General features: G+C 58.7%; 19 protein-coding genes and 1 pseudogene. 17 read left to right on the top strand and 3 right to left on the bottom strand.

Going from position 1 to position 24,507, the window contains the following annotated elements:
- Positions 1-33: 33 nt before the first annotated feature.
- From sctQ to EN859_RS18765, 6 genes are all read left to right on the top strand, one after another.
- Positions 34-1,062 (top strand): type III secretion system cytoplasmic ring protein SctQ, encoded by a 1,029-nt coding sequence (gene sctQ, locus EN859_RS18790; protein ID WP_187331393.1) that lies wholly within the window; start codon positions 34-36, stop codon positions 1,060-1,062.
- Positions 1,055-1,720 (top strand): type III secretion system export apparatus subunit SctR, encoded by a 666-nt coding sequence (gene sctR, locus EN859_RS18785; protein WP_029354851.1) that lies wholly within the window; start codon positions 1,055-1,057, stop codon positions 1,718-1,720. The genes sctQ and sctR overlap by 8 nt, the downstream gene beginning before the upstream one ends.
- Before the next feature lie 29 nt (positions 1,721-1,749).
- Positions 1,750-1,998 (top strand): EscS/YscS/HrcS family type III secretion system export apparatus protein, encoded by a 249-nt coding sequence (locus EN859_RS18780; RefSeq protein ID WP_081714428.1) that lies wholly within the window; start codon positions 1,750-1,752, stop codon positions 1,996-1,998.
- An 8-nt stretch (positions 1,999-2,006) separates the two neighbouring features.
- Positions 2,007-2,825 carry a type III secretion system export apparatus subunit SctT gene (sctT, locus tag EN859_RS18775; protein ID WP_091595845.1) on the top strand — a complete coding sequence of 273 codons (819 nt, stop codon included), beginning with the start codon at positions 2,007-2,009 and terminating at the stop codon, positions 2,823-2,825.
- On the top strand, positions 2,822-3,859 hold the full coding sequence (locus EN859_RS18770) for an EscU/YscU/HrcU family type III secretion system export apparatus switch protein (protein WP_029354843.1): 1,038 nt from the start codon (positions 2,822-2,824) through the stop codon (positions 3,857-3,859). Before sctT ends, EN859_RS18770 begins: the two co-directional genes overlap by 4 nt.
- A gap of 356 nt (positions 3,860-4,215) precedes the next feature.
- Entirely contained in the window at positions 4,216-5,019 is an 804-nt protein-coding gene (locus EN859_RS18765) for a hypothetical protein (protein WP_024505378.1), read from the top strand.
- Positions 5,020-5,561: 542 nt separating this feature from the next.
- Here the strand turns inward: EN859_RS18765 and EN859_RS18760 are convergent.
- Entirely contained in the window at positions 5,562-7,676 is a 2,115-nt protein-coding gene (locus EN859_RS18760) for a hypothetical protein (protein ID WP_029354840.1), read from the bottom strand.
- Positions 7,677-9,027: 1,351 nt separating this feature from the next.
- Between EN859_RS18760 and EN859_RS38145 the strand changes: the two genes are divergently transcribed.
- From EN859_RS38145 to EN859_RS18730, 6 genes are all read left to right on the top strand, one after another.
- Positions 9,028-9,357, top strand: coding sequence for a hypothetical protein (locus tag EN859_RS38145; protein WP_091595908.1), 330 nt, complete (start codon positions 9,028-9,030; stop codon positions 9,355-9,357).
- A gap of 72 nt (positions 9,358-9,429) precedes the next feature.
- Positions 9,430-9,672 carry a nodulation protein NopA gene (locus EN859_RS39305; RefSeq protein ID WP_224570034.1) on the top strand — a complete coding sequence of 81 codons (243 nt, stop codon included), beginning with the start codon at positions 9,430-9,432 and terminating at the stop codon, positions 9,670-9,672.
- 116 nt (positions 9,673-9,788) lie between these two features.
- Positions 9,789-10,679, top strand: coding sequence for an EscD/YscD/HrpQ family type III secretion system periplasmic domain-containing protein (locus EN859_RS18745; protein ID WP_029354836.1), 891 nt, complete (start codon positions 9,789-9,791; stop codon positions 10,677-10,679).
- Positions 10,680-10,910: 231 nt separating this feature from the next.
- Positions 10,911-12,974 (top strand): type III secretion system export apparatus subunit SctV, encoded by a 2,064-nt coding sequence (gene sctV, locus EN859_RS18740; RefSeq protein WP_029354834.1) that lies wholly within the window; start codon positions 10,911-10,913, stop codon positions 12,972-12,974.
- A gap of 53 nt (positions 12,975-13,027) precedes the next feature.
- The gene (locus EN859_RS18735) at positions 13,028-13,561 is read left to right on the top strand and encodes a tetratricopeptide repeat protein (RefSeq protein ID WP_101918715.1); all 534 of its coding nucleotides are present in this window, start codon (positions 13,028-13,030) and stop codon (positions 13,559-13,561) included.
- A gap of 466 nt (positions 13,562-14,027) precedes the next feature.
- A complete protein-coding gene (locus tag EN859_RS18730) occupies positions 14,028-14,498 on the top strand; it encodes a MucR family transcriptional regulator (RefSeq protein ID WP_091595855.1) in 471 nt (156 codons plus the stop codon).
- A gap of 222 nt (positions 14,499-14,720) precedes the next feature.
- Here the strand turns inward: EN859_RS18730 and EN859_RS18725 are convergent, their stop codons facing one another.
- The gene (locus EN859_RS18725; RefSeq protein ID WP_008874821.1) at positions 14,721-14,933 is read right to left on the bottom strand and encodes a cold-shock protein; all 213 of its coding nucleotides are present in this window, start codon (positions 14,931-14,933) and stop codon (positions 14,721-14,723) included.
- Positions 14,934-16,605: 1,672 nt separating this feature from the next.
- On the opposite strand from EN859_RS18725, the pseudogene EN859_RS18720 reads away from it, so the two are divergent.
- From EN859_RS18720 to EN859_RS18710, 3 genes and pseudogenes are all read left to right on the top strand, one after another.
- Positions 16,606-17,911 (top strand): annotated as a pseudogene (locus tag EN859_RS18720) (pitrilysin family protein); the annotation flags it as partial.
- A 9-nt stretch (positions 17,912-17,920) separates the two neighbouring features.
- Complete coding sequence (locus EN859_RS18715; RefSeq protein WP_292202060.1) at positions 17,921-19,186, top strand: pitrilysin family protein; 1,266 nt, start codon at positions 17,921-17,923, stop codon at positions 19,184-19,186.
- Positions 19,187-19,462: 276 nt separating this feature from the next.
- The gene (locus EN859_RS18710; RefSeq protein ID WP_091595859.1) at positions 19,463-20,938 is read left to right on the top strand and encodes an NAD-dependent succinate-semialdehyde dehydrogenase; all 1,476 of its coding nucleotides are present in this window, start codon (positions 19,463-19,465) and stop codon (positions 20,936-20,938) included.
- Positions 20,939-21,734: 796 nt separating this feature from the next.
- Here the strand turns inward: EN859_RS18710 and EN859_RS18705 are convergent.
- Positions 21,735-22,250 carry a DUF2285 domain-containing protein gene (locus EN859_RS18705; RefSeq protein ID WP_236370644.1) on the bottom strand — a complete coding sequence of 172 codons (516 nt, stop codon included), beginning with the start codon at positions 22,248-22,250 and terminating at the stop codon, positions 21,735-21,737.
- An 872-nt stretch (positions 22,251-23,122) separates the two neighbouring features.
- Here EN859_RS18705 and EN859_RS18700 point away from each other — a divergent pair.
- Entirely contained in the window at positions 23,123-23,512 is a 390-nt protein-coding gene (locus EN859_RS18700; RefSeq protein ID WP_281015618.1) for a transposase, read from the top strand.
- Between the two features lie 294 nt (positions 23,513-23,806).
- Positions 23,807-24,507 (top strand): site-specific integrase (locus EN859_RS18695; protein ID WP_189502087.1); only part of this gene is annotated, 701 nt, incomplete at its 3' end.

Here is a 24,507-nt window from a genome sequence, read left to right as displayed (position 1 = left end):
CAGTCTTTGATAGCCGCTGCGGTCACACCCGCCATGTTCGAACCAGTTCTGAAACTGTCCCGCACGGTTGTCTCGTGGCTCAATGATACAGCAGCGCCCCGCACGCCGTTTCAAAGCCGGATCAACGAGGTGCCGCTATCGGTGCGAACGGCAGGGCTTGTCTGGCAGCAGGAACCTGCTGCCATTCCGATGCTTGACTGCGTCTGGAGAGTGGGAGCCGAAACGGTCATCTTGTCGCTGTCGCGCCCGCTCGTAGAGGAGTTCATCACGACAGTGCAGAACGGCTTGGCCTTCCCTTCCGAGCCAACTGCTTCGCTTATTCTCGAACTCGCTCTTGAGCCGCTTGTCACTCGACTGGAGGAGACGACGCGTCTGAACGTGCAACTCGTGCGCGTATGCGAAGCCACGATGCTGGCTCCTCATCTTGAACTCGACATCATTTTCGGCGCGGTCAAGGGCAAGGGCCGTCTATTCCTGTTCACGCCTCTTGACGGCTTAGTACCGCCTGCGTTTCGCGCGCTAGGCGAACTGCTTGCCCAGTTGCCGCGGCAGCTGGGCGGGCTGCCTCCAGAGCTCCCGCTCATTGTTGCAGGAGAGGTCGGCACGCTTCGCCTTCCTGCGGCGCTTCTTCGAAGCGCATGTGTCGGTGATGCATTGTTGCCCGATATTGCGCCGTTCGGCCGCGGCCAGATCACCCTAGCTGTCGGCCAGTTGTGCGCCGGGGCGGATCTTGACGGCGATGAATTAATCTTGCGGGGGCCTTTCCGCCCGCGACCGTGTCCTTTGGAGAATGCGCATATGACACAACCCGGATCGCAACTGGAGCTTACTAAGGATCTCGACGATGTCGAGATCGTGCTTGTCTTTGAATGCGGCCGCTGGCCTATTTCTCTTGGGGAATTAAGAAGTGCCGGCGAAGGGCATATTTTTGAACTTGGATGGCCGATCGACGGCCCGGTCGACATAGTGGCCAATGGTCAGCGTATCGGGCGTGGCGACATTGTCCGCATCGGAGAAGAGCTGGGCATCAGGCTCCGTGGCGGGTTTGCATGCAATGAGTGAAGCTCAGCCGACAATCCTGGCGCTTCTTGCGGTTACCGCCGGACTCGGTCTGCTGGTTTTAGCAGTTGCCACGACAACGGCCTTTGTAAAGGTATCAATTGTTCTTTTCCTCGTCCGCAATGCGCTCGGGACCCAGACCATACCACCCAATGTGGTGCTGTACGCCGCGGCGATGATCCTCACTATGTTCGTTAGTGCGCCCGTTGCTGAGCAGACCTATGACCGCATGTCGGATCCCAAGCTCCACTATCAGACATTCGACGACTGGGTAAGCGCCGCTAAAGCCGGAAGTGAGCCCTTGCGCGAGCATCTCAAGAAATTCACAAATGAAGAGCAGCGGCGATTTTTCCTATCTTCGACAGAAAAGGTCTGGCCAGAGGAAATGCACGCTGCAGCCACGCCTGATGACTTTGCAATACTTGTACCGTCTTTCTTGCTATCAGAATTGAAGCGCGGATTTGAGATAGGATTTCTACTTTATCTGCCTTTTATTGTTATAGATCTGATAGTGACAACTATCTTGATGGCAATGGGTATGTCGATGGTCTCACCAACTGTTATATCTGTCCCGTTCAAGATCTTTTTGTTTGTTGCCATTGATGGTTGGTCAAAATTGATGCATGGGCTTGTGCTGAGTTATACGTTACCGGGAGGCTGATCATCACTGAATCCAGCATCATTACTCTTATGAGCCAATCACTGGTGGTTTTCATGATCTGGATTCTACCGCCGCTCATTGCATCAGTGGTTGTCGGCCTCGTCATCGGCATCCTCCAGGCGGCGACGCAGATCCAGGATGAAAGCTTGCCGCTCACCGTGAAGCTTCTGGTCGTTGTCGCGGTGATTGGGCTGTTTGCTCCTGTGCTAAGCGCCCCGCTCATAGAGCTAGCCGATCAGATCTTCACCGAGTTTCCCGCAATGACACTTAGCTACTAGTCCGCCCCATGGACGCGCCATCGGCCGATATTCAAATTCTGATCCAGACGGCTCTCGAACTCGTCGTTGCGGCAGGTCTTGGGGCAGCCCGCGCGATGGGCATCATGCTGATCTTTCCCGTATTCACACGCTCGCAGATCAGTGGGCTGATCCGGGGCTGTTTGGCTGTTGGCTTCGCACTACCATGCCTGGCACACGTCAGCGGCGGATTGCCGGCGCTGGATTCTGATACACGCCTGATCCAGCTAACCCTGCTCGGATTCAAGGAAGTTTTTGTCGGTGTACTCCTTGGCACTTTTCTTGGCATTCCGCTTTGGGGCCTTCAGGCTGCCGGGGAGCTTATCGACAACCAACGCGGCATCAGCAGCCCGACCGCTTCGGCCGATCCCGCGACGAACAGTCAGGCTTCCGCGATGGGCGTTTTTCTGGGGATCACTGCGATTGCCATATTCGTCGGATCAGGAGGCCTGGAAACTTTGATCAGTGTCCTGTACCGCAGCTACTTGATCTGGCCGGTGTATCAGTTTCACCCGACACTGAGCGGGCCAGGAGCAATGGAGTTGTTGGGGCTTCTCGACCGCATAATGCGCACGGCATTATTGGTATCGGGGCCTGTCGTGTTCTTCCTGATACTGATTGATATATCGATGATGCTGCTGCGTCGCTTTGCCCCGCAATTTAAGGCGAGCCAACTGTCTCCGGCAATCAAGAACATTGTCTTTCCAGTTCTCATGGTCACCTACGCTGCCTATCTGGTGGAGAGCATGAAACTGGAGGTCACACAAGCCAACGGCGCGCTGGAGTGGTTCGACAAATTGCTGCCATGAGCGACACAAGTGAAGAGAAGACACACGCCGCCAGCCCGAAGAAGTTAAGTGAAGCGCGCAAAAAAGGACAGCTGCCACGTAGCTCCGATTTCGTCCGCGCGGTCGGGACTTGCGCTGGGCTCGGCTACCTTTGGCTAAGAGGCAGCGTGATCGAGGACAAATGCCGGGAAGCGCTCCTATTAGCCACCAAGTTGCAGAGCCTACCTTTCGATACCGCGGTGCCGCAGGCATTGGTTGTGCTCGTCCAACTCACCGTCGCGGCTGTTGGCCCGCTGCTTGGAACCCTCGTCGCCGCGGTGATTTTGGCCAGCCTGCTAGCCAATGGTGGATTTGTCTTCTCTCTGGAGCCGATGAAGCTCAGCTTTAAGAAAATTGACCCCTTTGAAGGGCTGAAGCGCTTGGGGTCTGCTCGTTCCATGGTCGAAGTCTGCAAGACCATGTTCAAGGTATTGGTTCTCAGCGCAACCTTTTCCATTGTCCTTCTCGGGATGTGGAAGACAATGGTCCCTCTGCCGATCTGCGGCATGGGCTGTGTTGGCCTCATCTTTATGGAGACAAAATTGCTGATGGGAATTGGCGCCGGCGCACTGCTGGTCGGCGGACTGATCGATCTCCTGCTCCAGCGCGCGTTGTATCTGCGCGAAATGCGCATGACCAATACCGAAGTGACGCGCGAGTCGAAGGATCAGCAAGGAGCGCCAGAGTTGAAAGGTGAACAGCGTCGCATCCGCGAGGAGGCGGCCGACGAGCCTGCGCTTGGCGTGCATCGCGCCACGCTGGTCTTAACAGGAAGGGCGGTCCTGATCGGTCTGCGTTACGTTCGCGGTGAAACCGGGGTGCCGTTCTTAGTTTGCCGTGCCGAAGGTGAGCGCGTTTCACATGTGTTGAGTGAGGCGCGGGCACTACGCCTGACGATCGTCCATGACCATGTCTTAGCGCGTCAGCTGATAAGCACTACAAAACTCGGCCACGCGGTTCCTATGCAATATTTCCAGCCTGTCGCGAAAGCATTCTTTGCCGCAGGCTTGGCCTAGTCATTGGAAGTCCACGACTGCCCAGTTCAAAACTGACCTGGTTCCATGCTAGTGGCAAATGTCGGCTGGCCATCCGTGCCCAAGTGTCTCTGTCAGGCCAACCGCGCAACCGCGGGCCTGGGGCAATCACTCCCCTCGGATCTGCCACCCAGCAACTACGGCAAGTCCTCCGGGCATGACCTTTCAGCCTCTGCTGGCCGGTGCGTGGCGCAGTCCGAGGTTTTGAGGCCGGCAGTGCGGATTTGATTCGTGCAGCCGTTGGAATGCCCTCGTCAGCTAGTCGTCAACTAAGCGACCTATGTTGAACAGCCGTGCTAACTTGAGCTCGGTTGCGAAACATAGGAGTACGAATCGTCATGTATGGTCGAATTGGTGGCTCATCCGATAGTTACCGCGCGCATAATGCCGGCGAGCAATCGGATGCAGGAAGCGAAGGGTTCGCGGACACATTTGCCCGAATGCACTTATCCGGATCGGAAGGTAGCGGCGCCTCATCATCGGCGGCTCCCCAAGCATACTCCCTCAATTCCCGACCTCCTGTGGTGGAGATCAACAGGACTTCCTTCAGGAGACAGGTGAGGCAATTTCATGGTGATGAAATCACGCACATCGCCGACAATCCTCAAGAGTATTCGGAGTTCGTATCGTCACGAGCCAGGCGCACCGCGGACGTTGCTCAGCAATATGGCATCCGTCGAGATACGGAGCACGCGCGATATTTCAGTTACCAATTGGGAGACCGGAGTGCCGGACTGCTGAGAATGGAAGGCGGATTCAGCATGAACGAGTTCGAATCGGAAAGTTGGCGGGAACAATTTCCTGGTCGAACTGAGGTCACTTCCATAGTGGATCTTCAAGTCGCCCATCCGCTCGTCGAAAATGCGGGCGATATTCTGCTGGAGCATCAACTTCGGATAGACGGCGACCGACCGTTGCTGAATTGGCGTGCGGCTAATCCGGAAGCACAAGCGCGCGCGCAGACGATGGGGTTTGTTGAAGTGGATCATGGCGACCTGGTGCTTGACCCTACGCAGCATCCCGACAAATGGACGAAGAACAGTGCCGGTGAGTGGCAGCGTGCAGGCAAACCTCCACTCTATCTCCACAAAACCGAGGACAGCGACAGCAGCGATAGCGGGTCTGACGACGATTTCATGTGATTTGTCGACCCGCCGCCGAGCCTTGCAACTGGTGACGGTTGCAAGGCTGTTGGCAGTGAATGCTAATTGTCCGGCGACAGCCCCGCCTTAGCGCCAGCGCCGCCGAGCGATCCAGCCCATCTCCCAGACAATAAACTGCGGATGCGCATCGTGGGTGCTTGCGAGCGGATTGTATTCGGGCCGGAACTCCGCCTCTTGGATACGAGCTCTCCCGAATCCAATTTTCTCCACCACACCGTTGGGTCGTTGCGATGCGCCGATCCCGATCGGATCGGCTATGCCTGCTCCGCGCTCGCAGGAAGACCTTCCGCCTCGATCTTGGCGGCGCGATCTCGGCGATAAGTTGGATGGGAGGCAAGATACGCCGCCACGTCAACAGCAGGTAACGCGACATCGCAAATCGGCCCTGACGGTAGCCGATCGACTCCAATCGCCGGACCGCGACTCGCGCAGCGGCATTCGCGGTTTGGCCAGGAGAAATGCTCGCTGACTCACAGCGTGGCCGGCCGCATTCTGCCCTAGACCCCAAAGTACGTGCCCTGTCATGCAGCCTGCGCCGACGGGAGCTCGGCACGCGAATGGCGTGGTTGGCGGCCAAGCCCCGAGGTCAACAAGGACTTACAGAAAGCGGGGGTGAGTTTGCCGCGATGAATTATGACCTTCTCGCGACCGGACCTAGCATCGGCTTCCTCTCGCTCTCGATTGTAGCCGCGCTGTTCGTTGGATTTAACGTGGCAAGCGGTGAATTCGGAATCAGCCAGCCCTTCCAAGTTTCTGGCCATGACGGGGCGACTCGTGTGGATGTGCACCCACATCGGGCTCGGCATCGCACCATTGACCAGCATCTTGGGCTGCAGCTTCATCTCAAACAGCTTTCCTGGCTCGCCACGCAGCGCGACCGGTGCCTCCGGCGGCATCAATTCGTCGGCATTGCACAAATGTTCCAGGTATTTTTGCGCCGGAAATGCGTAGGTCTTCATGCAATCAGTCGTAATGCCGGCTTTTCCTTCATTCAATGCGTTGGCCTGTCCCAGCACCATGTTCAGCAACCCTTTGAGCTGGTCTGTGCGTTCGTGCACTTTGGGTAGCTGGGTGGAGGTGAGTAGCAGGCGTACATTACGCCCCTGCAACCCGGCGAGACAGGTTTGCATCTCAATGGCCTGGGCTCGCAGGTACTGGGCCACATCGTCCACGACCTTACCGGCCTCCTCAGGCTTCATCTGGCGCACTTGGGAGACGACGCTTTGCTGACCGGCCAGATCGAACTGCAAAAGTTCGTCCAATCGTTTGAGCCGCTCCGTCAATACCTCCATTGACAACGCGGCGCCCCCGATTGTCGAGCCTGCCCCCGACGAACTCGCAGCCACCTCTTGCGCTCTCACCTGTGTACTCGCAACTTGATCCGAGCGCGCGAGAACCTTGGCTGCTGGCACTGTGCCGGCGTTCGCAGCGACTGGTGTTGATGGCTGCCCGGCGGCAGAAGTCCCGGCGCGAGCTGCCGACTTATGCTTTGACTTCCCTTTCCTTCGCGCTGTAGTGCCTTCTGACACTGCAGCCGTACCAGCAGTGTCAGCCGGTATCGCAGCGCCTGCCCTGGCCGGCATCGCAGCGCCCGCCTGGGCCTGTGGCGCCATGATGGCTGACGGCGGAGACTGCAGGTTCAACAAGTGCATGGCATCGTGCGCAGTGATCCATGCATCGTCCACGATCCGTTCGAACAGTTTCAATGGGAGGCCGGCATCTGGGTAGGTATGGCTTAGCTTGGTATGCACCTCGTGCAACGCCAATCCAAAATCCGAAAGCCGCTCCATGATTTTTTCTACAACCGCGCAATCATGAGCGTTGAGTGCTTTGCCATCATCCATTATGCCCTTCGCCAAAGAGAGGGCGCGAAGAGCTTCTTGAACGGCGCTTGCCATCAGCTGCACCACTCCATTTCGACCGACGAGGAGTTCCTTCAAATCTGGCTCGAACCTGCTCGCCCGCAGTTCAATCTTGGCCCGCGCAAGACCGATCCGCTCACGGACCAGCCAGATCCTGACACTCAGTACCGAGCCGGCACGCAGCCGCAGTGCGCACCGCTCGGCTTCCCGCATCACGGGCGTTCCACTGGATAGGCTAGCGGTGGCAGCGCAGGCGGATCGCTGCCGTTCGGAGCGCCATGCCTTTTTTTCCCACCACTTAATTGCCGCCGTATGGTGGTTCTCCACATTTAAAATCAACAGCTCCTGCCGGTCCGCCTGGGAGTAGGAGTAGAGTTTATCGACCATACCTGCCGCTTTCTTGGTCTTTTTGTCCAATTTCGTGATCGTCGACAGGCCAAGTTTGTCTACTTCATTCGCGGCGTCGCACACGATCTGGCAACATCTACGCACCTTGTCGTCTGGCATAATTGTCTGCGCCTCAGCCGCAGGCAGGCTAGCGCGGTACTCCAGAATTGCTGAGGCTGCATCGACGACCCGACTGATCAGCTCCACCGCCTCCTCGGGGACGTCGGTTTTCCTGGCCGCAGCCTCGCAATCAGTCAGTTGTTGAACAAGACTGTTCATTCTGAGCTGTGTCGGACTGATATCTTCATTTGACGATGAGCTGGTGCCTTCCACCTGCGCGGTTGATAGTTGGCTACCGACCGGCGCCATGGCTTCGCCCTCAGACATGGAGGGAGAACCGCGCCGCCTTGCGGCTGCGCCACGTGGCGCTACGGTTCCGCGTGGTGGCGCAGCGGCTCCACGTGGCGGTGCGTTCAGGATTTGATCTTCGCCAATCGAGGCGCCTGGCAGACTTTCGCGGGCATCGCCTGGACCGCGCGCAACTGGAAGGGAGGAGGGCCTCCTATCGGCGTCCCCAGAGCGCATCTGCTCCACAACGGAATCGAATGACTGTCCACCTTCTCCCGCAGCAAGACTTGATTGCGAAAGGGAACTGCTCGCCCGCCCCGCGCGGCTGGCTCCAGTTTCAGCCTGCGATTTCCGTGGTCGGCCAATGCCCTTCATATTGCGTCTCCGTAGTAGGCGAGAATGTGCTGCTATTGTGCTGGCGGCTGACGAGACCAGCGGCATCTTTCGGTTAACGTCACGGTCAGCCAGACCCGCGACGGCGTAATGTTCCCGCCAAAGTGCTTCTCAGTAGCAGGCCAAGATTGGCCCGAGCTCACAGGACTTTCGCAACGTTGCCATCGATGTCCTGAGATTATCAGCGCTTCAGTCCGCCGATTTCCAGGAACAGCGAATGAAATCAGACCAACTCGGCTAGCTCCCCTTCCTAGACACGTGCCTGACGATTTTATTGAGGCGTCACTCCTCTCGTTCGCCACCGACAAAGTCACACATTTGCTTCAGAGAAGCGTGTGCGTTGCGTATCGCGCGGGAAACCATTTCGATCTATAGTTACAAAAAGTGTCGAGACGGGACCTTTGGATCCGAAGGTCAGGCACGGCCGGCCTAGATAGACCGCTTGGCTGACGATTAGCTGACGATGGGAGTTCTCACGAACAGGGCAAGAAAATCCGACCGCTTCAAGCTTTCGATATGGTGAGAAGAGGATCCGCACCGGCCTCCCAAAGCCGGCAGACCATCCCATGTTCGTACGGTCGCCGACCTTCTCGAAGCCAATGAGCTCACCGCGCCGGGCCGTGATGTGCAGGCGAGAGAATGGTGATGCAAAGACCGAGTTCCTGCTCGTTGCGTGCGCCCGTGGAGCCAGCAAGAATACGGTCATTGCGGTCATGCAGCACGTGGACCGTGTCTCCTGTTCGACACCACAGCATCGAGGATGCAAACGAGCTGCTGCGGCTGCCATTCGGTCGCGGCATGCGTGGACGGCGGGATTGGCCGAACAGCCGAGATCGTGGTCGACTTTTCGATGCGAGAGCAACATCCTGCAGAGCATACGTTTTTGCGCTGGCCGGTTTTTGTCAAAAGCCGTCAGGTTCTCGAAAGCTCCCGCCCTTAGCTTGATCGAGGTTAACCTTTAACACGTCGCCGCCAATGGCAAATGCCGGAGTACCTGATGATAGCAGCAATTGGGAGTGGAGTTGGCAACCTCGGGACTTCCTTGATCCGAAAGGGCCATGGGGATTCGAAATCCGAGCATTCTGGTGATGGCAAGCCGGCTGGTGGCAATGATGGCAAGCCAGCTGGTGGGAATGATGGCAAGCCAGCTGGCGGGAACGATCGGGCGGATAACCGGACCGTTTCAAATGATCAACTTCAAGACAACTCACAGTCTGCAGCACAAAGTGAAGCCTTCCAAAGTATCCTGCGATCGTTCGCGTTCCAATTCGCGAACGATGCGATGGCTGAGGCCGATGAAGCTTTGGATGACACAGAAGATGCCTGACGCGGGAAAATCCGGCGTGAGGTCATACAGGCCGTTATTGACGGCACAACTCCAACAGAAAAAGGAATGACCATGGCTGCAGTTGATAATAATAAGAAATCAGGCAATACCAATACCAGTAGCGCCGGCAATACCGATAAAACTAACAGTGGCACTCCCGGCAATACAAGCGGAGCTGATGCTACTGCTTTTCAGGCGCAAGTGCAAGAACTAACCAATGTTAGCTTGGAGGCGACGAAAAGGAGTGTCCAGTTGCGCACTCTAACGACCAATCTCCAGACCATCAAGAAGGCCGCCGACGAACGCGTTTCGTAATGTCGGAAGCGGCTTTTAGACTGCCCCTAGCGCGTCTCCTTATTGACGCGACGTAGTCCCGAAATGAGCCGCATGGCAATTGCCGTGCGGCTTCTATCCTGTTTGAGAGATGCTCTGTGGATGACGCCGTTTCCCTCCGTTTCGAAGTGCTTTCGGGGCTCTATTGCGGACTGACCGGCAAGACGGATCTTCAAACGTGTTTAATCGGCAGCGGCTTCGATGCCGATTTGGTCTTTGTCGAGCAAGGACTGGCACCGCATCATCTTCGTGTAACTCTTCTTGGCAAGTCGATCGAACTCGAGGCGCTTGCACCCGGACTCAGTATCGAGGGCAACCGGAATATCGCCGCAGGCCAGTCCGTTGTTGTGCCCCTTCCTGCCGTCCTGCTCGTAGGCGAGATGTCCATTGCTTGGTCCGTGCAGGATGCAGAGCCGCCTGGTTCGACCGGCATACCGCGCCTACCGATCGGTGTGCTCGCCATGGTCATAATCAGCTCACTCGGGATCGGCGCGCTTTCGGGCATGTTCTCCTATCTTGGCAATGCAAGTGGATCGAGCCCCAATTCACTTCGGGCTGAAGTCGCGTCCAGAACGATCAGTCACCGCGCTGACAATGAACTTACGGGGGCAGCGGCCAAAGAGCTGCAGGAGGAAGTCGATCGAGCGGGTCTTCTCGACGTCAAGATTGGCTCCGCAAAGGGTGTTGTGACCGCCGAGGGCACCGTCACGTCTGAATCGGTCATCAGCTGGCAGAAGCTTCAGCAATCGTTCGATCGTCGCACCAAGGGTACTCTAACACTGGTGAACGGAGTGCTCATCAAAGAGGAGAAGGCGCCATCCGCAATCGCGGTCGAAGCTGTGTGGCATGGGGCCCAACCGTATCTTGTCATCGACAGCGAGAAGTATTTTGTCGGGGCCATTTTAGCTGATGGATGGGTAGTCGATCGTATTGAGGACAGCCGTGTGCTGCTGAGCAGGAATGGCCGCATTGCTGCTCTCCCATATTGAAAGCTCGCAGGCCCCATCAAGCAGCACTCTATGGCCAGCCAAACATCCTGTGGCGCTCGGTGCTGACAAGCTGGCTGCGTGGAAACATTTGCTGCCCAGCCATTTCGCGCCTGTTTGTGGCTCTCATGCAGGGTCACGCGCTGGCCAAGGCCGAGGCGCCTTCGGAGTTCGAAAGCTACGTTTCAGGGCGTAACAGCAGAGTAAGTCTCAACCGATTGCAAAGGTGTCTCGATGGCCAACGTCCTGCGTGACTTCATCAAGCGTGCGCCGGCCAGCCCGGATTTAATGGTTGCGTTGATGCTGCTTCTGGCTGTCGCGATGATGGTCATGCCTATCCCGGTCGTGGTGGTCGACGCACTGATAGGATTCAATATGGGGTTGGCCATACTGCTGATGATGGTTGCCCTGTATGTCAGTACTCCACTTGATTTTTCCTCTTTGCCCGGCGTTATTTTGATTTCCACTGTATTCCGTCTCGCGCTGACGGTCGCAACGACGCGACTGATCCTGGCCGAGGGGGAGGCCGGCAGCATTATTCATACCTTTGGCGATTTCGTCATCTCAGGCAATATCGTGGTGGGTTTCGTCATATTTCTGGTCGTCACCATGGTGCAATTCATGGTCCTCGCGAAGGGTGCCGAACGGGTGGCAGAAGTGGCGGCGCGTTTCACGCTGGATGCTCTGCCGGGCAAGCAAATGGCGGTCGACGCAGAGCTACGCAACGGCCACATCGATGCCAACGAATCCCGCCGGCGGCGCGCCGAATTGGAGAAGGAAAGCCAACTATATGGCGCGATGGACGGCGCGATGAAATTTGTGAAGGGCGATTCCATCGCCGGGCTGGTGGTTATCTGCATCAACATGCTGGGTGGAATTTCGATCGGTCTGCTCTCCAAGGGCATGTCCTTCGGCGAGGTGCTGCATCACTATACTCTGCTGACGATAGGCGATGCATTGATATCGCAGATTCCGGCCCTTCTGCTCTCCATTACTGCGGCGACCATCGTCACCCGTGTGACTGGGACGGCGAGGATCAACCTCGGTACCGAAATGGTCAGTCAGCTCACGGCCAGTACTCGAGCCTTGCGGCTGGCGGCCGGCGTCCTGGTCGTGATGGGGTTCGTTCCTGGGTTTCCCCTCCCCGTCTTTCTGATGCTGGCCGCAGTGTTCGCTGCGGTAAGCATTGTCAAGGCTGATGTGCTGGGCGCCGGCACTGCCGATGCGAAAGATGGAACTGCAGCGGAGCCTAAGCAAGCCGCGCCTGCGAAGGAATTCCCGATCGCATTTTTTTTAGCGCCAAATCTTATGCAGGCGATCGATCAAGCCGAATTGCAAAAACATATTGGGCGCGTTTCGCTCCTGGTCACAGCCGATCTGGGCATTATCGTTCCCCGCATCCCTGTCTTGGTTGACGAGCAGCTGCCTACATCGCAATTCCGGATAGATGTCGAGGGCGTGCCAGTCGAACAGGACGCGATAGATCCAAGCCAGATGACGCTCCGAGCCGATGTAGCGCACGTCGACTCGAGCGGTATCCCCCTTAGGCGTGAGCCGAAAACGGACAGACTCCCGGTCGAACATACCCCTGCACAGGCCCTTACGGGCGCCGGCACGGAGCATTGGGCTCCCGGCGAACTCCTCGCCTTGCGCGTCCATGCAACGTTGACCCGCTACGCACCGCGATTGGTGGGCATCCAAGAGACCCGACATTTCCTGGGCCGAATGGAGCAGGAATATTCTGATCTTGTGAAAGAGGTGCTGCGCACGACGCCGATTCCTCGGATTGCCGATGTTCTGCGCCGCCTCCTGGAGGAAGGTATCCCAATCCGCCACACCCGTCTCGTGTTGGAGGCATTGGCCGAATGGAGCGAGCGTGAGCAAAACGTTGCCCTGCTGACGGAATATGTCCGTTCTGGTTTGAAGCGACAGATCTGCCACCGCTATGCCAACACCGAGGGCATCGTGTCCGCCCTGGTCGTCGAACGCGAGAGCGAGGATGTGATGCGTGGCGCGGTTCGAGATTCGGATGCAGGCCCCTATCTCGCACTGGAGGATCGGCAAAGCGAAGCGATGCTATCACAGATACGTCAGGTCCTTTCGAACACAGAACCGGGTCAAACCCGCCCTATTCTGTTGACGTCAATGGATGTCCGACGTTTCGTCCGCGGCTTTCTGACGCGAAACGGGATCGATCTCGCCGTGCTGTCTTATCAAGACCTCGCCTCCGACTTTACAATTCGCCCGGCAGGATCCGTCAAACTCCCGCACGGATCGAACAGCGGATTGTTAGAGTAGTTCCACCTTTCCTAACTGAACGCGACCCGCCTCCCTGATAACCGAGAGATAATATGAAATTTGTTAGAAATACAGTTTCTCCATCGCCTATGTTTCTGCGCCGGAGCTCACTTCTTTTTGCCGTACTCGCCATTCTGCCTTTGGGCGGTTGCGCCAGCTGGCAAAAGCCCGCTCTTTCCGTGCAGGAGACATCTTCCCCAGAGTTGCTCAGCGCCGATCAAATCGATCCGGCTATGCGCGAACGCATTTTGCGCGAAGTTGGTCAGGATGTTCAAGAGCGGGCTTTGCGGGATGAGGTGAAGCAGCACCCGGACAATGTTGATGCGGCGATACGGCTTACAAAAGCCTTGGTGGCCCAGAAGCGCCCGCACGAAGCGGTTGAGGTGCTCGACAGCGTCTTGGTTGCAGCCCCAGCAAACGTACGTGCATTGAATGCGAAGGGCGTGATCTTGGACATTGAGGGGCGGCATGACGCGGCACAGGCCCTGTATCGGCGAGCTCTCGAAACCGAGCCAGGGAATCAGATGGTGCAGCATAACTTCAATCTGTCGCTTGCCTTAACGGCAAGTCCGAACAGCCAAGGTTAGCACGATCGCAATAGGTGGGCACAGCGCATGTGCAGCCTATTCCCCGGCTCGAGACGCGCTCGGCTCCCATCATAGATGGCCTCTGAAGAGAGCCATATCTGCGCAAAGCTGTTGCTCCAGATCTGGCCGGCAGAGGTCGGCAGGAGAGCCGGATGACATCTCTCGGCCACCCGCAAGGCCATCCGCCTCGCTTCGTTGCCAGAGCGCCTTCGTGGTTGCCACGCGAGATACGCTCAGGATGGATTTGATTAATTCACGCGCGAATGCCTGCCTCTAACTTGGGGCAGGCGCGACCGCTCCCATAATGCAATACGCTGCCTCTAGGCCGATGGACGATGACGGGATACTTCCCCGAGACTTCAATGGTGGGGAGCAGCGCACCCGTCGATCCATTTGCTTTCAGCGTCAACCGCCACTATGTAGCGACACTTCGCCCGACTGTGTTTCAAGCTGCCCGGAGAAGTTTATGACAGAAGAAGCCCACAACACCGACATCCTCATCGAGCTCACTGCCGAGGTTGTATCAGCCTACGTCTCCAACAACCCCGTCCCGGCGGGGGAGCTTCCTGCCCTGATCGCCCAAGTGCACGGGGCTCTAAAAGGCACGGCCGGACTAATACCGGCAGAAGAGCCTGTGCCTGTGAAAAAACCTGCTGTCCCGATCAAAAAGTCGATCGAACCGGACTACATCATTAGCCTTGAAGACGGCAAGAAATTCAAATCGCTAAAGCGCCATCTGTCGACGCACTATGGTCTGACCCCGGACGAATATCGCGCCAAATGGGGTCTGCCGTCGGATTATCCGATGGTGGCGCCGAATTACGCCGCTACGCGCTCCGCCTTGGCCAAGACCATCGGACTCGGCCGCAAACCGAAAGAGCCGGAAGCCCCGGTGCCGGCGCCGGCGAAACGGACCCGCAAAAAGGTCGCAGCCTAAATCCGTATCAACAGTCGTTCGGGACGCGCGGCAGCCGTAGGCCCAATCTGCGCGGAATCAAAAGGCGGGGACGAGCCCCGCCTTTCCCGTCCAAGAGCCTCATTCCAGAGGAATTCGCGACGGCTCCAGCAATCGCTGCCGCGGCATTACCTGGTTGCATGCTCCGGCCGGGTTTCGAGCCGGTCAATGCGTTCGGAGTATGCCGCATCCTTGCCGCACGCGTTAGCCAGCCTTGCTGAGGCTGCCTGCAGAGGACTTGCCGGTGCGGCGATCCTGTTCGACCTCGTAGTTTATCTTCTGGCCCTCATTAAGGGTCGACAGGCCCGCTCGTTCAACAGCGGAAATGTGGACAAAGACATCCTGACCGCCGTTGTCGGGCTGAATAAAACCAAAACCCTTGGTGCTGTTGAACCACTTCACCGTTCCAGTCGCCATATATCCATTCCTTTGTAACAAGTCGCAACTTAGGCAGGCCATTCACGCCAGCCTGATTTGTACACGAGACTTTAGGCGCAGCAAAATCGGAAAATTGCAAGGCCCACTCGACCGCCTGATCTCCAGCAGCACCTGCCACACATGCGAGGCGCGTGCCAGACGAGGCGTATGCCAGACGTTTCGTCGTGCGCTGTCGCTCAAACGTCGACAGAAACAATGACCCAACCCTGCAAACTCGGCACATCTTGTGGACGTGCTTGGGTCGCTGCTCGACCGCAATACCCGCTCCTGACCGATATCGTCGGCCAAAATGACGATGTTTTTGTCATCAGACCGAAAGATCAGGCGCGCAGCGACACTGCACACTCAAACCGAGACCCGCGAACCTCGATTAGCTTCGGCCTGCTACGAAGCGCGGTTGCCTGCTTCTGAGGCGGGCCATTGTCGGTTTGAATCAACTGTCGGGTTCGGAACCCCAGACTGTCGGCAAGTTGACAATGCGCGTTCAGACGGCACAAACCACCCGATCGCTTGTGAGCGAGATGGTTTGGCAGATTGAGCAAGGGCGGGACTCAGCTATGCCGCCCAGGCTGCTGACAAGGCCAAAGCAGCGTAGGTGCGGAGTGAAATCCAAGGTCCACATGGGTCGTCGCGCGTCCCGTGCGCCTGGGAAGGCGCCGGCCCGGCCAAGCTTTTCCCAGATCGTCCGGATGACGCAAGCTTCGCTGAGCGTCAATGAACGTTCGGGCGATGACCAGGCGTCGTGCGTTGCAATCTGGACGGTCCAGGATATCCCAGCCCGCTTGGCTGGCCACACTTGAAGCTCCAGCATACCGGCTGGCACAGGCCAATTGGACTCTGCGCTGCCCTCAATGCGCTGGTGGCACGGTCAATGCTTGTCTATCGATCCGGCCGCCCATGCGTGATGCTGTCGGTCGACGTTCGCAAACCAGACCCTCGGCGAACCCAGCGAAGGGGCTCGCCGGTACGACGAGGGACCTTACCTCTTTATGCGCGGCATCATTGTCGAGGATGACATGTTGCCTTACACGTCGTCCCCTCGCGCTCGGGGCTTTGAGGGGCGGATGAAGTCCTGATGGCGGTGGCACTGCTGCATGTTTGCGTAAGACCCATCAGTCACGATCGCGTTGTCCTTCGATGTCGCGGTGCTGATAGGCGGGCAGATCGGTGTGCGCGGCGCCCGCCAAAGGATCGTCGTCACGCCGGAGGAGGCGAGCGCCGTAGCCGGCGCGCCGGCGAAAGGCGCTTTCTGTCGGATGCCCGACAATGTCGGATATCGCAAGTATCAAGGTTGGATCAAACCTTGCAAATCGGGGCTTTCTTACTTGGCACGGCGCATGCTCAGGTATCCGCAAACACCCAATGGATAACGAGCAGACTTCCCATGGCCCCACCAAAATACTGCCGAACGTTCCCCGGACGCATCCAAAGATGAGGCCCGCGTCAGGCCCGGCAACACGCTGACGGCTCATCTGGCTCGGCGTCGCGTGCCGATCCACTTTCTCCCAATAGGCGTCGGGAGACATAGAGCCTTCAAAATGAGGAACAAATCACTTTGCCAGGAACCCAGCCCATAATCCCACTCTCCCTATCAGAACTACCAAGCAAGCCCCGCACTCACGGGCTTCGCAGGACGTCCGTTGCGACCGAGTTGGGCGGCGCGAGGACGGCTCCGGTCCCCGTCGCATGGGAGGACGGCAAGGCGACGGATTTCGTGCTCGACAACGGCATGGAGGTGGTCGTCATTCCCAACCACCGGGCGCCGATCGTCAGCCACATGGTGTGGTACAAGATCGGCAGCGCCGACGAGCCGCCGGGCAAATCCGGCATTGCCCATTTTTTTCGAGCATCTGATGTTCAAGGCGACGACCAACCATGCGGCCGGCGAATTCGACCGCGCAGTGTTCGAGATCGGCGGCTCGCAAAATGCCTTCACCTCCTCCGACTACACCGCCTTCTATCAGACAGTGGCGCCGTCGGCGCTCGAGCTGATGATGAGCTTCGAGGCCGACCGAATGCGAAACCTCATCCTCACCGACGATGTCGTCAAGACCGAGCGCGACGTGGTCATCGAGGAGCGCCGCTCAAGCACCGACACCAACCCGCAGGACGTGCTCCATGAGGAGATCGACGCGACGCTGTGGCAGAACCAGCCCTATCGCATCCCGATCATCGGCTGGATGCAGGAGATCGAGCAGCTGAACCGCGTCGACGCCACCGCCTTCTATGAAAAATACTACTGGCCCAACAACTCCGTGCTGATCGTGGCCGGCGATGTCGAGCCGGAGACGGTGAAGGTGCTGGCCGAGAAGACCTATGGCAAGGTGGCGCGCGGGCCCGACCTGCCGCCGCGCATCCGGCCGGTTGAGCCCGAGCAGAACACCAGGCGCACCGTCACGCTCTCCGACGCCCGCGTCAGCGTGCCCAGTTTTTCGACGCAGTGGGTGGTGCCGTCTTACCATACCGCCAAGCCGGGCGAGGCCGAAGCGCTCGACCTGCTGTCCGAAATCCTCGGCGGCGGTAACCGCAGCCGGCTCTACCAGGCGCTCGCTGTCCAGCAAGGTATCGCTTCCAGCGCCTGCGCCTATTTCCAGGGCACCATGCTCGACGACACCAGGTTCGCCATCTATGGCGCGCCGCGCGGCGATGCCAAGCTGGCCGATCTCGAAGCGGCGGCCGCTGCCGAAGTCGCTCGCATTGCCAAGGATGGTGTCAGCAGCGAGGAACTGGGCAAGGCCAAGGAGCGCTTTGTGCGCGATATGATCTTTGCCGAAGACGACCAGGACGACCTCGCCTGCATATACGGCTCGACGCTGGCCACCGGCGGCACCGTGAAAGATGTCGAGGAACGGCCGTCTCGCATCCGCAGGGTTACCGCCGCGCAAATCAAAGCAGTTGCCGCCCGCTATCTCGCGTTCGACCGTTCGACCACGGGCTATCTCTTGCCCAAGACGGAGAATGAAGAGATGACGCTCGGCGCTCAGCCCCATGCTGCGATGAACATCCAGGAGGTGAAGTCCGAAAAGGGCATGATCGCCTGGCTGGTGGAGGACCACACAGTGGAAATCGTCAACATCGGCTTTGCCTTCAACGGCGGCATCACGCAGGACCCGGTCGGGAAGGAGGGGATGGCCAATCTGATGGCCGGCCTGTTCATCGAAGGCGCCGGTAATTACGACAGCGATGCCTTCCAGATGAAGCTCGACGATGCCGGCGCCGAGATGGGTTTGGAGGCGCAAAGACACTACATCTGCGGATCGGTGTGCATGCTTCCCAAACAGCAGGACGCCGCGTTCGGCCTGCTTCGGCTCGCACTCAACGCGCCGCGCTTCGACCAGGGGCCGATCGATCGCGTCCGCGCCGAGATTGTCTCCGACATCGTCGGCAGCGAGCGCGACCCTGACGCAATCGCTCAGCGCAAATGGCTGCGCGCGATCTATGGCACGCATCCTTTTTCGAGGCCGGGAGAAGGCACAAAAGAGAGCCTGGCCGGCATCACGCCGTCCGACCTCCTCGCCTTCCACAAGGCGATTTTCGCTCGCGACGGGCTCCATATTGCCGTGGTCGGTGACATTGATGCAAACACGCTGAGGGAAAGGCTCGACCAGCTGTTTGGTGACTTGCCTGAGCAACAAACCCTCGCCCCCGTCGCCGATGTCGTACCGAAGCTCGGCCAACTGGTGGAGGAGAACTGCGACCTGCCGCAGACTTCGCTGCGATTGGCCTGGCCTGGCGTGAAGCGTAGCGCGCCGGATCACTTCGCCACCGTGCTGATGAATGACATCCTCGGCGGCTCGGGCATGACTTCCCGCCTTTTCGAGGAGGTGCGCGAAAAACGCGGCCTTGCCTATCACGTCAGCTCTGAACTGACCCTTGACAAGCTTCTGGTTACGACAGAGACACGCTCGGACTGCGCCGCCCAAACGCTGAGCATCGTGCGAGATGTGGTAAAGCAGATGGCGCAGCAAGGACCGACCGGGGCCGAGCTCAAGGCGGCGAAGAAGCACCTGATCGGCACCTATGCCATTGACCGTCTGGGCTCGACCAGCTCGATTGCAGACCGGCTCCTGGATTTGCAGATTCACAAGGCCGACGTCGACTACAACCAGCGTCGCGCCCGCAGCATCGGTCGGGTGACGCTCAAACAGGTCAAGGCGGCGGCCAAGAAGCTGCTTTCGGCCGAGCCCGCCATTTTGGTGGTCGGCCCGCCGCTGGGCGGCAAGGATGAGTAAAGAAACTCATCTCGCCTTCCTTCTTCCTTGGGGCTTCTCGTGGGAAGAGCGAATATGGAGGCCGGTGGGCCAAGCAGATCATGCAGACCCGCGGAGTCGTTTCGCGGGCCTTGCGCGGCATTGGCGGTCCAGGCGGCACTCAAACTAACGGAACTGTTGTCGTATGTTTGGTCTACCAGCTGCTTTGCCGAGGCCCTAGGACGAACCCGCTGGTGCAGAATACACACCGACGGCCTGTCGACCTGGATGTTCGCTGCGTTGAGGAGGAATCCGGTATTGCCCCTGTGCCTGCCGATGATCCGCCGTCTGAAATCCCCGCACCTGTTTGGAGCCATCGACCGCCTGCCGGCACTCGGCAGACCGGTTGGCAATAAGACGTTCGAGGTCGTCAATCCGTCGACCGGCGAAGTTTTGGCAGAGCTTCCCGATATGGGCGTGGAGGAGACACGTGCTGCGGTAGACAAGGCCTATGTTGCGCAGTCGGGATGGGCCGCGTTGACTGCCCGAGAGCGTAGCGACGTTCTTTGGCGATGGCATCAGCTGATCATCGACCATGCAGGCGATCTCGCCGCGATTCTGACTGCGGAAATGGGCAAGCCGCTTGCCGAAGCCATGTCAGAGGTATCGCATGCGGCGGCGTATCTGCAATGGTATGCCGAGGAGGCCAATCGCGTCTATGGCGAGACGATCTCGGCACCCTCGACAGACCGCCGAATGCTAGTGATCAAGCAGCCCATCGGCGTTGTTGGCACGATCACGCCATGGAATTTCCCGGCCTCCATGGTGGCGCGCAAAATCTCGCCGGCCTTGGCTGCGGGCTGCACGATCGTGCTCAAGCCCGCTGAACAGACGCCGCTCGTGGCTGGCGCAATGTTCGCCCTTGCCCATCAGGCCGGCTTTCCCGATGGCGTGGTCAACCTGATCTATGCGTCCGAAGGTGATCGCGTCGGCCGTGAACTCTGCACCAATTCCAAGATCCGCAAGATCAGCTTCACCGGTTCGACCGAGGTCGGGCGGCTGCTGATGCGTCAGTGCTCTGACCAGATCAAGAAGGTTAGCCTTGAGCTCGGCGGCAACGCACCTTTCATCATCTTCGATGATGCCGACATCGACGCTGCTGTTGACGGTGCGATCCAGGCGAAGTTTCGCAATGCCGGCCAGACCTGCGTTTCGGCGAACCGTATTTACGTCCAATCGAGCGTTCACGATGAGTTCGTCAAGAAATTCGTGGAGAAAGTCCGGCACTTGTCGGTTGGCGACGGATTCGATGCCGGAGTGGACATCGGACCGCTCATCGACAGGCATGCTCTGGCCAAGATAGAGTCTCACATCGCAGATGCCATTGCGAAAGGCGGCACAATACGATGCGGGGGCCAACGTATCGGCAAGAATGGCACGTTTTTCAAACCCACGGTCCTCACCGAGATTTCCAGCGTCATGGCAGTCGCGCAAGAGGAGACATTCGGGCCGCTGGCGCCGATCATTCGCTTCAACGATGCGGATCAGGTCGTGCGCGAGGCCAATGACACGATTTACGGCCTCGCCGCATACTTCTATGCCTCCAACATGAAGCGGGTCTGGCGTGTGGCAGAGGCTCTGGAATATGGCATGGTTGGCATAAACACGGGACGCATGTCCTCGGAGGCGGCACCGTTTGGCGGCATGAAGCAATCCGGCATCGGGCGGGAGGGTTCCCGCCATGGCCTCGAGGACTATCTGGAAATGAAATATCTCTGCATGGGCGGGATTTGAAACCTGCTGCACTGTCTCTCCGCCCACCGGCCGCCCACCGGGGGCGGCCTGCGGTCAATGCCGCCACCTAATTTGAAGTTCCAAACGCCGTTGACCTGAAACACGGATGCCCGGCAGGAGACTGAGCTCGCTGCCGGGCCGGACATGCCTTGGGAGGGCATAAGTCAGCGCTCCTAGGGCCGATGGGGCCACTCAGTTCGTGCGCCTTTTGCCGATTGCGTTGCATGTGCCGTGCCAAGCCAAAAAGCATTGATAAACCGCCGATGGATCAGCTTTTGCCCTGTTGCGCACTCTACATTGTGGGATATGCGACAATGCCCAAGCGGTTGGATCGTCGTGTTGCAGACCCCCAGACGGGTCATGATTGCTATTCTTAGGACAGTGCGCAGCAAGCGCTACCCGCTGTACTACAGGCACACCATTTCCATAATCAAGCGGTGAGTGCGATGTCTGACCGAGCTGTCGGTCCAGGGGACAGTGTGAGGTCTCAAATCCCTCCATATTGTTGCACCCGCCGGTCCAACAGGACTGCAGGTCCGGACTCAAAGGATCTTGGCTGCTATGGCGACATTGCGGTGCACGCCGCTTTCCGACCACTGATGTGGGTTTAGGTCGAGGCCGGCCCTAATGAACCACCGCCTTGGCAACTTCACCGATGTCATTGTGGCGTCGGCCGACGCCTGACCAGAGCGTACCCGCAAGGCGCCATGCAGATCTGTCGGCGGGCGAACTGTTGGTGACGGGTCAGCTGCGAGCGAACGTTCATCCACTGACGCACAGCGCGGACTGTCGCATTTCAAATTAGGAAATCTCTGTAGCCACCATTCATGAGCGCGCGGCCACGCGAGACGGCCCGACGGATGCGGTCGCGCAGATGATCGCGAGGATCCGCCCAGTCGGCATGGACGCGCCGTTGACCGATGAGAACTTCGGCGAGCTCGCGATGTGGTGCTCCGGCGAGCGAACCGTCGAGCGCACGAAGAACGAAGGACAAACGGACGCCGCGCTTTTCCGGCGCAAACAAGCGGGGGGGCAAATGTTGCCCTAGACTGAGAGCATTGAGGCACTCCAGTCCCCTCAGTCGATGCTTTAAAAGCACCGCGGGCCAGATGGCTTGCGTATGCAGGCAAACAGGGTGGAGGATATTCGCGCCCGAGACGGCGAGCTGCAGCGCGTGGTCCGCATTGCGAAGAAGAACATGCTGGCTCTTGTCGGGCGCCTGCAGGACGGTTGCACGACAGGGCAATGCCGAGAGTTCGAACGGCGGTGTCGGCGACGAGGCAGGCAACCGTTCCGCAATGAGCGGCAGCACATGGACGCACCAGAGCGGACACCAGAATACGACCGAAGCGCGGCCACAAGACTCCGCGAAACAGAACACCCCAGCGTGACAGGTCGCCGGCCGACGCGACCATATCGAGAAAGGGTCGGAGAGACCAAGTCTTGCAATGCTGGCGCGCAGCGGTCAGATCGCGCTGGAACGCCGGGTTGCGGCGTAAGAACTCCCAAGCCCACTCCCGCAGCGTCAGGCCAGCGGTGTAGTCGTATGATCTTTCATCCCGCCAATCGGCCTGATCCGCGCCAGTCAGGAGATTCATGACTGACACCCCCTGCCCGCGCCTGCGTGCGTCGAAACATTATGCCACTTCGCAAAGCACCGGCGAAGGCAGCAGACGTCGAAGGCACCTTTTTGTTGAAGCGTGCGGCATTGGCACTGGCGACGACACAAGATGTGCCCAAATTGCCACCAGACCGTCGAACGGGCACAGCGACGGCCAGCGCGACCTGAGCACGCCAAGGGAATTGATTCCTTAACGGTCATCGGCTCCTGCGTCGCGATCCAGACGTCCCTTGAAGGCGCAGTAGCGCGGCAGTGGATCGCACGCTGCTTGTCGGCAAGTTGTCGTAGCGGCGGCGCCATAGGCACGGTCATCGGAGGGTCTCCTGCGGCAAGTTTTCGCCATTGGAGGCCAATCTCCCCGCTATGGCAGCCTGTGCAGTTGCACAGGTGAAGCGGACCAATCAGGGGGGAGCTATGGCGGAAACTGGGTGATGACGGTTTGAGGAGAGCGGCGTATCGAGGCGGGTGATGAAGCCTGCCAGTACCTCTCAAGGAGAGCGATACGCCATGAACGAGACTATCAACATTGTTCGCCTTCGTCAGCCCGACGAAATCGGTGATACCTGACGGATGTACTTCGCAGCGGCGCGCGCAAATTGCTTGCGCAGGCGATCGAGATGGAAGCCGAGGCGTATGCTAAGGCGGTCGACTGCCTGACGAAGGATCAGAATGCGTTCCTGGCGTTTTACGATTTCCCCGCCGAACACCGGGATCATCTGCGAAGGTCCAATCCCATCGAAAGCGTCTTTGCGACCGTTCGCCACCGCACGGTGCGTACCAAGGGCTCGCTATCCTCGACAACCGCCCAGCTGATGGTCTTCAAGCTGGTCATGGCCGCGGCCAGGACGTGGCGACGATTGAAAGGACAAAATCAGTTGCCGAAACTCATCGCAGGTGCCAGGTTCCTGGACGGAATCGAGGTCATCGAAACGAAGCCGCAGAGCGCCGCTTGATCAGCCTCGTCACCCAAATTCCAGCATAGCTCCATCGGAACTGCCAGCCTTCCTTGCCGATCAGGCGCAGATCAGCGCTGACGATACCGAGGACGGCGACGGCGATCACCTCCAGGCCGCCAAGTAACGACCCTCAAAACACCGCCCTGGGCCGGCCGTCCCATCGGGCCTTTCTGTTTCTGGACAAAGAGCAAACATATGTCCGCAAGCGACATTTACGAGAATGCCCCACTCGGGAAGCTGATCAACTATGGTGATCGTGCCCCCAAACCGCTCGCCCGACAGGACCGTCTCATGAACGCCCTTCCCGCACGAGCCGCCGGCATTCCGGCTGGCTTCCTCGATCAGACCGCGTCCAACCGGACCAGCCGCGCCACCCGGATTCTGCATGCCGCCGACCATATCACGCCCTTTCTCGAACGGGGTCGGCCGATCGGCGCGAATGCAAGGGAGCGGGCTTTGCAAAGACCGGCAAGGCAGAATGGGATTCCTGGGGAACTGGTCGAGGCCAGCCTGAACCGGTATCTTGTGCCTGCCCTCGGGAGTCGCTCTATCCACCATGTGACCGACACCGACATTGCTAACATCACCAATAAGATCGTCGCCGGGGGTCACCCGCAAGCGGCTAACACGGCCTTCTGGTATATGCGGGCATTTTCAACTGGTGTCGCAAACCGCCGCAACGGCTCATCGCGGTTTCCCCGCGAGGAATTGGAAAATCCGGCCCCGATCGTCAAGCGCAAGCGAGTGGTGAACGATGCCGAACTGGCGGCTATATGGACGGGCTGTGAGCCCGAACCGGGCGATATCGGCTATTCGTTCGGCTCCATCGTCAAGCTGCTCATGCTGACCGGACAGAGGCGTACGGAAGTTGCCGCGATGCGTTGGTCTGAACTCAACCTTGAAGCCGGAACATGGGAACTATCGGGTGACCGCACGAAGAACGAAGAGCCTACGCTTATTCCGCTGTCCACACTGGCGGTGTCGGTCCCCCA

Origin of the sequence: Mesorhizobium sp. M00.F.Ca.ET.216.01.1.1, from assembly GCF_004010325.2 — a bacterium.
GTDB lineage: Bacteria > Pseudomonadota > Alphaproteobacteria > Rhizobiales > Rhizobiaceae > Mesorhizobium.
This window is presented reverse-complemented; position numbering and strand designations above follow the sequence as displayed.

Coding starts and splice junctions, on each gene's coding strand:
- EN859_RS18730 (WP_091595855.1), top strand. CDS start 14,028: ATGACAGAAGAAGCCCACAACACCGACATCCTCATCGAGCTCACTGCC.
- sctR (WP_029354851.1), top strand. CDS start 1,055: ATGAGTGAAGCTCAGCCGACAATCCTGGCGCTTCTTGCGGTTACCGCC.
- EN859_RS18770 (WP_029354843.1), top strand. CDS start 2,822: ATGAGCGACACAAGTGAAGAGAAGACACACGCCGCCAGCCCGAAGAAG.
- EN859_RS18725 (WP_008874821.1), bottom strand. CDS start 14,933: ATGGCGACTGGAACGGTGAAGTGGTTCAACAGCACCAAGGGTTTTGGT.
- EN859_RS18715 (WP_292202060.1), top strand. CDS start 17,921: ATGACGCTCGGCGCTCAGCCCCATGCTGCGATGAACATCCAGGAGGTG.
- EN859_RS38145 (WP_091595908.1), top strand. CDS start 9,028: ATGATAGCAGCAATTGGGAGTGGAGTTGGCAACCTCGGGACTTCCTTG.
- EN859_RS39305 (WP_224570034.1), top strand. CDS start 9,430: ATGGCTGCAGTTGATAATAATAAGAAATCAGGCAATACCAATACCAGT.
- sctQ (WP_187331393.1), top strand. CDS start 34: ATGTTCGAACCAGTTCTGAAACTGTCCCGCACGGTTGTCTCGTGGCTC.
- EN859_RS18735 (WP_101918715.1), top strand. CDS start 13,028: ATGAAATTTGTTAGAAATACAGTTTCTCCATCGCCTATGTTTCTGCGC.
- sctV (WP_029354834.1), top strand. CDS start 10,911: ATGGCCAACGTCCTGCGTGACTTCATCAAGCGTGCGCCGGCCAGCCCG.
- EN859_RS18765 (WP_024505378.1), top strand. CDS start 4,216: ATGTATGGTCGAATTGGTGGCTCATCCGATAGTTACCGCGCGCATAAT.
- EN859_RS18780 (WP_081714428.1), top strand. CDS start 1,750: ATGAGCCAATCACTGGTGGTTTTCATGATCTGGATTCTACCGCCGCTC.
- EN859_RS18760 (WP_029354840.1), bottom strand. CDS start 7,676: ATGTCTGAGGGCGAAGCCATGGCGCCGGTCGGTAGCCAACTATCAACC.
- sctT (WP_091595845.1), top strand. CDS start 2,007: ATGGACGCGCCATCGGCCGATATTCAAATTCTGATCCAGACGGCTCTC.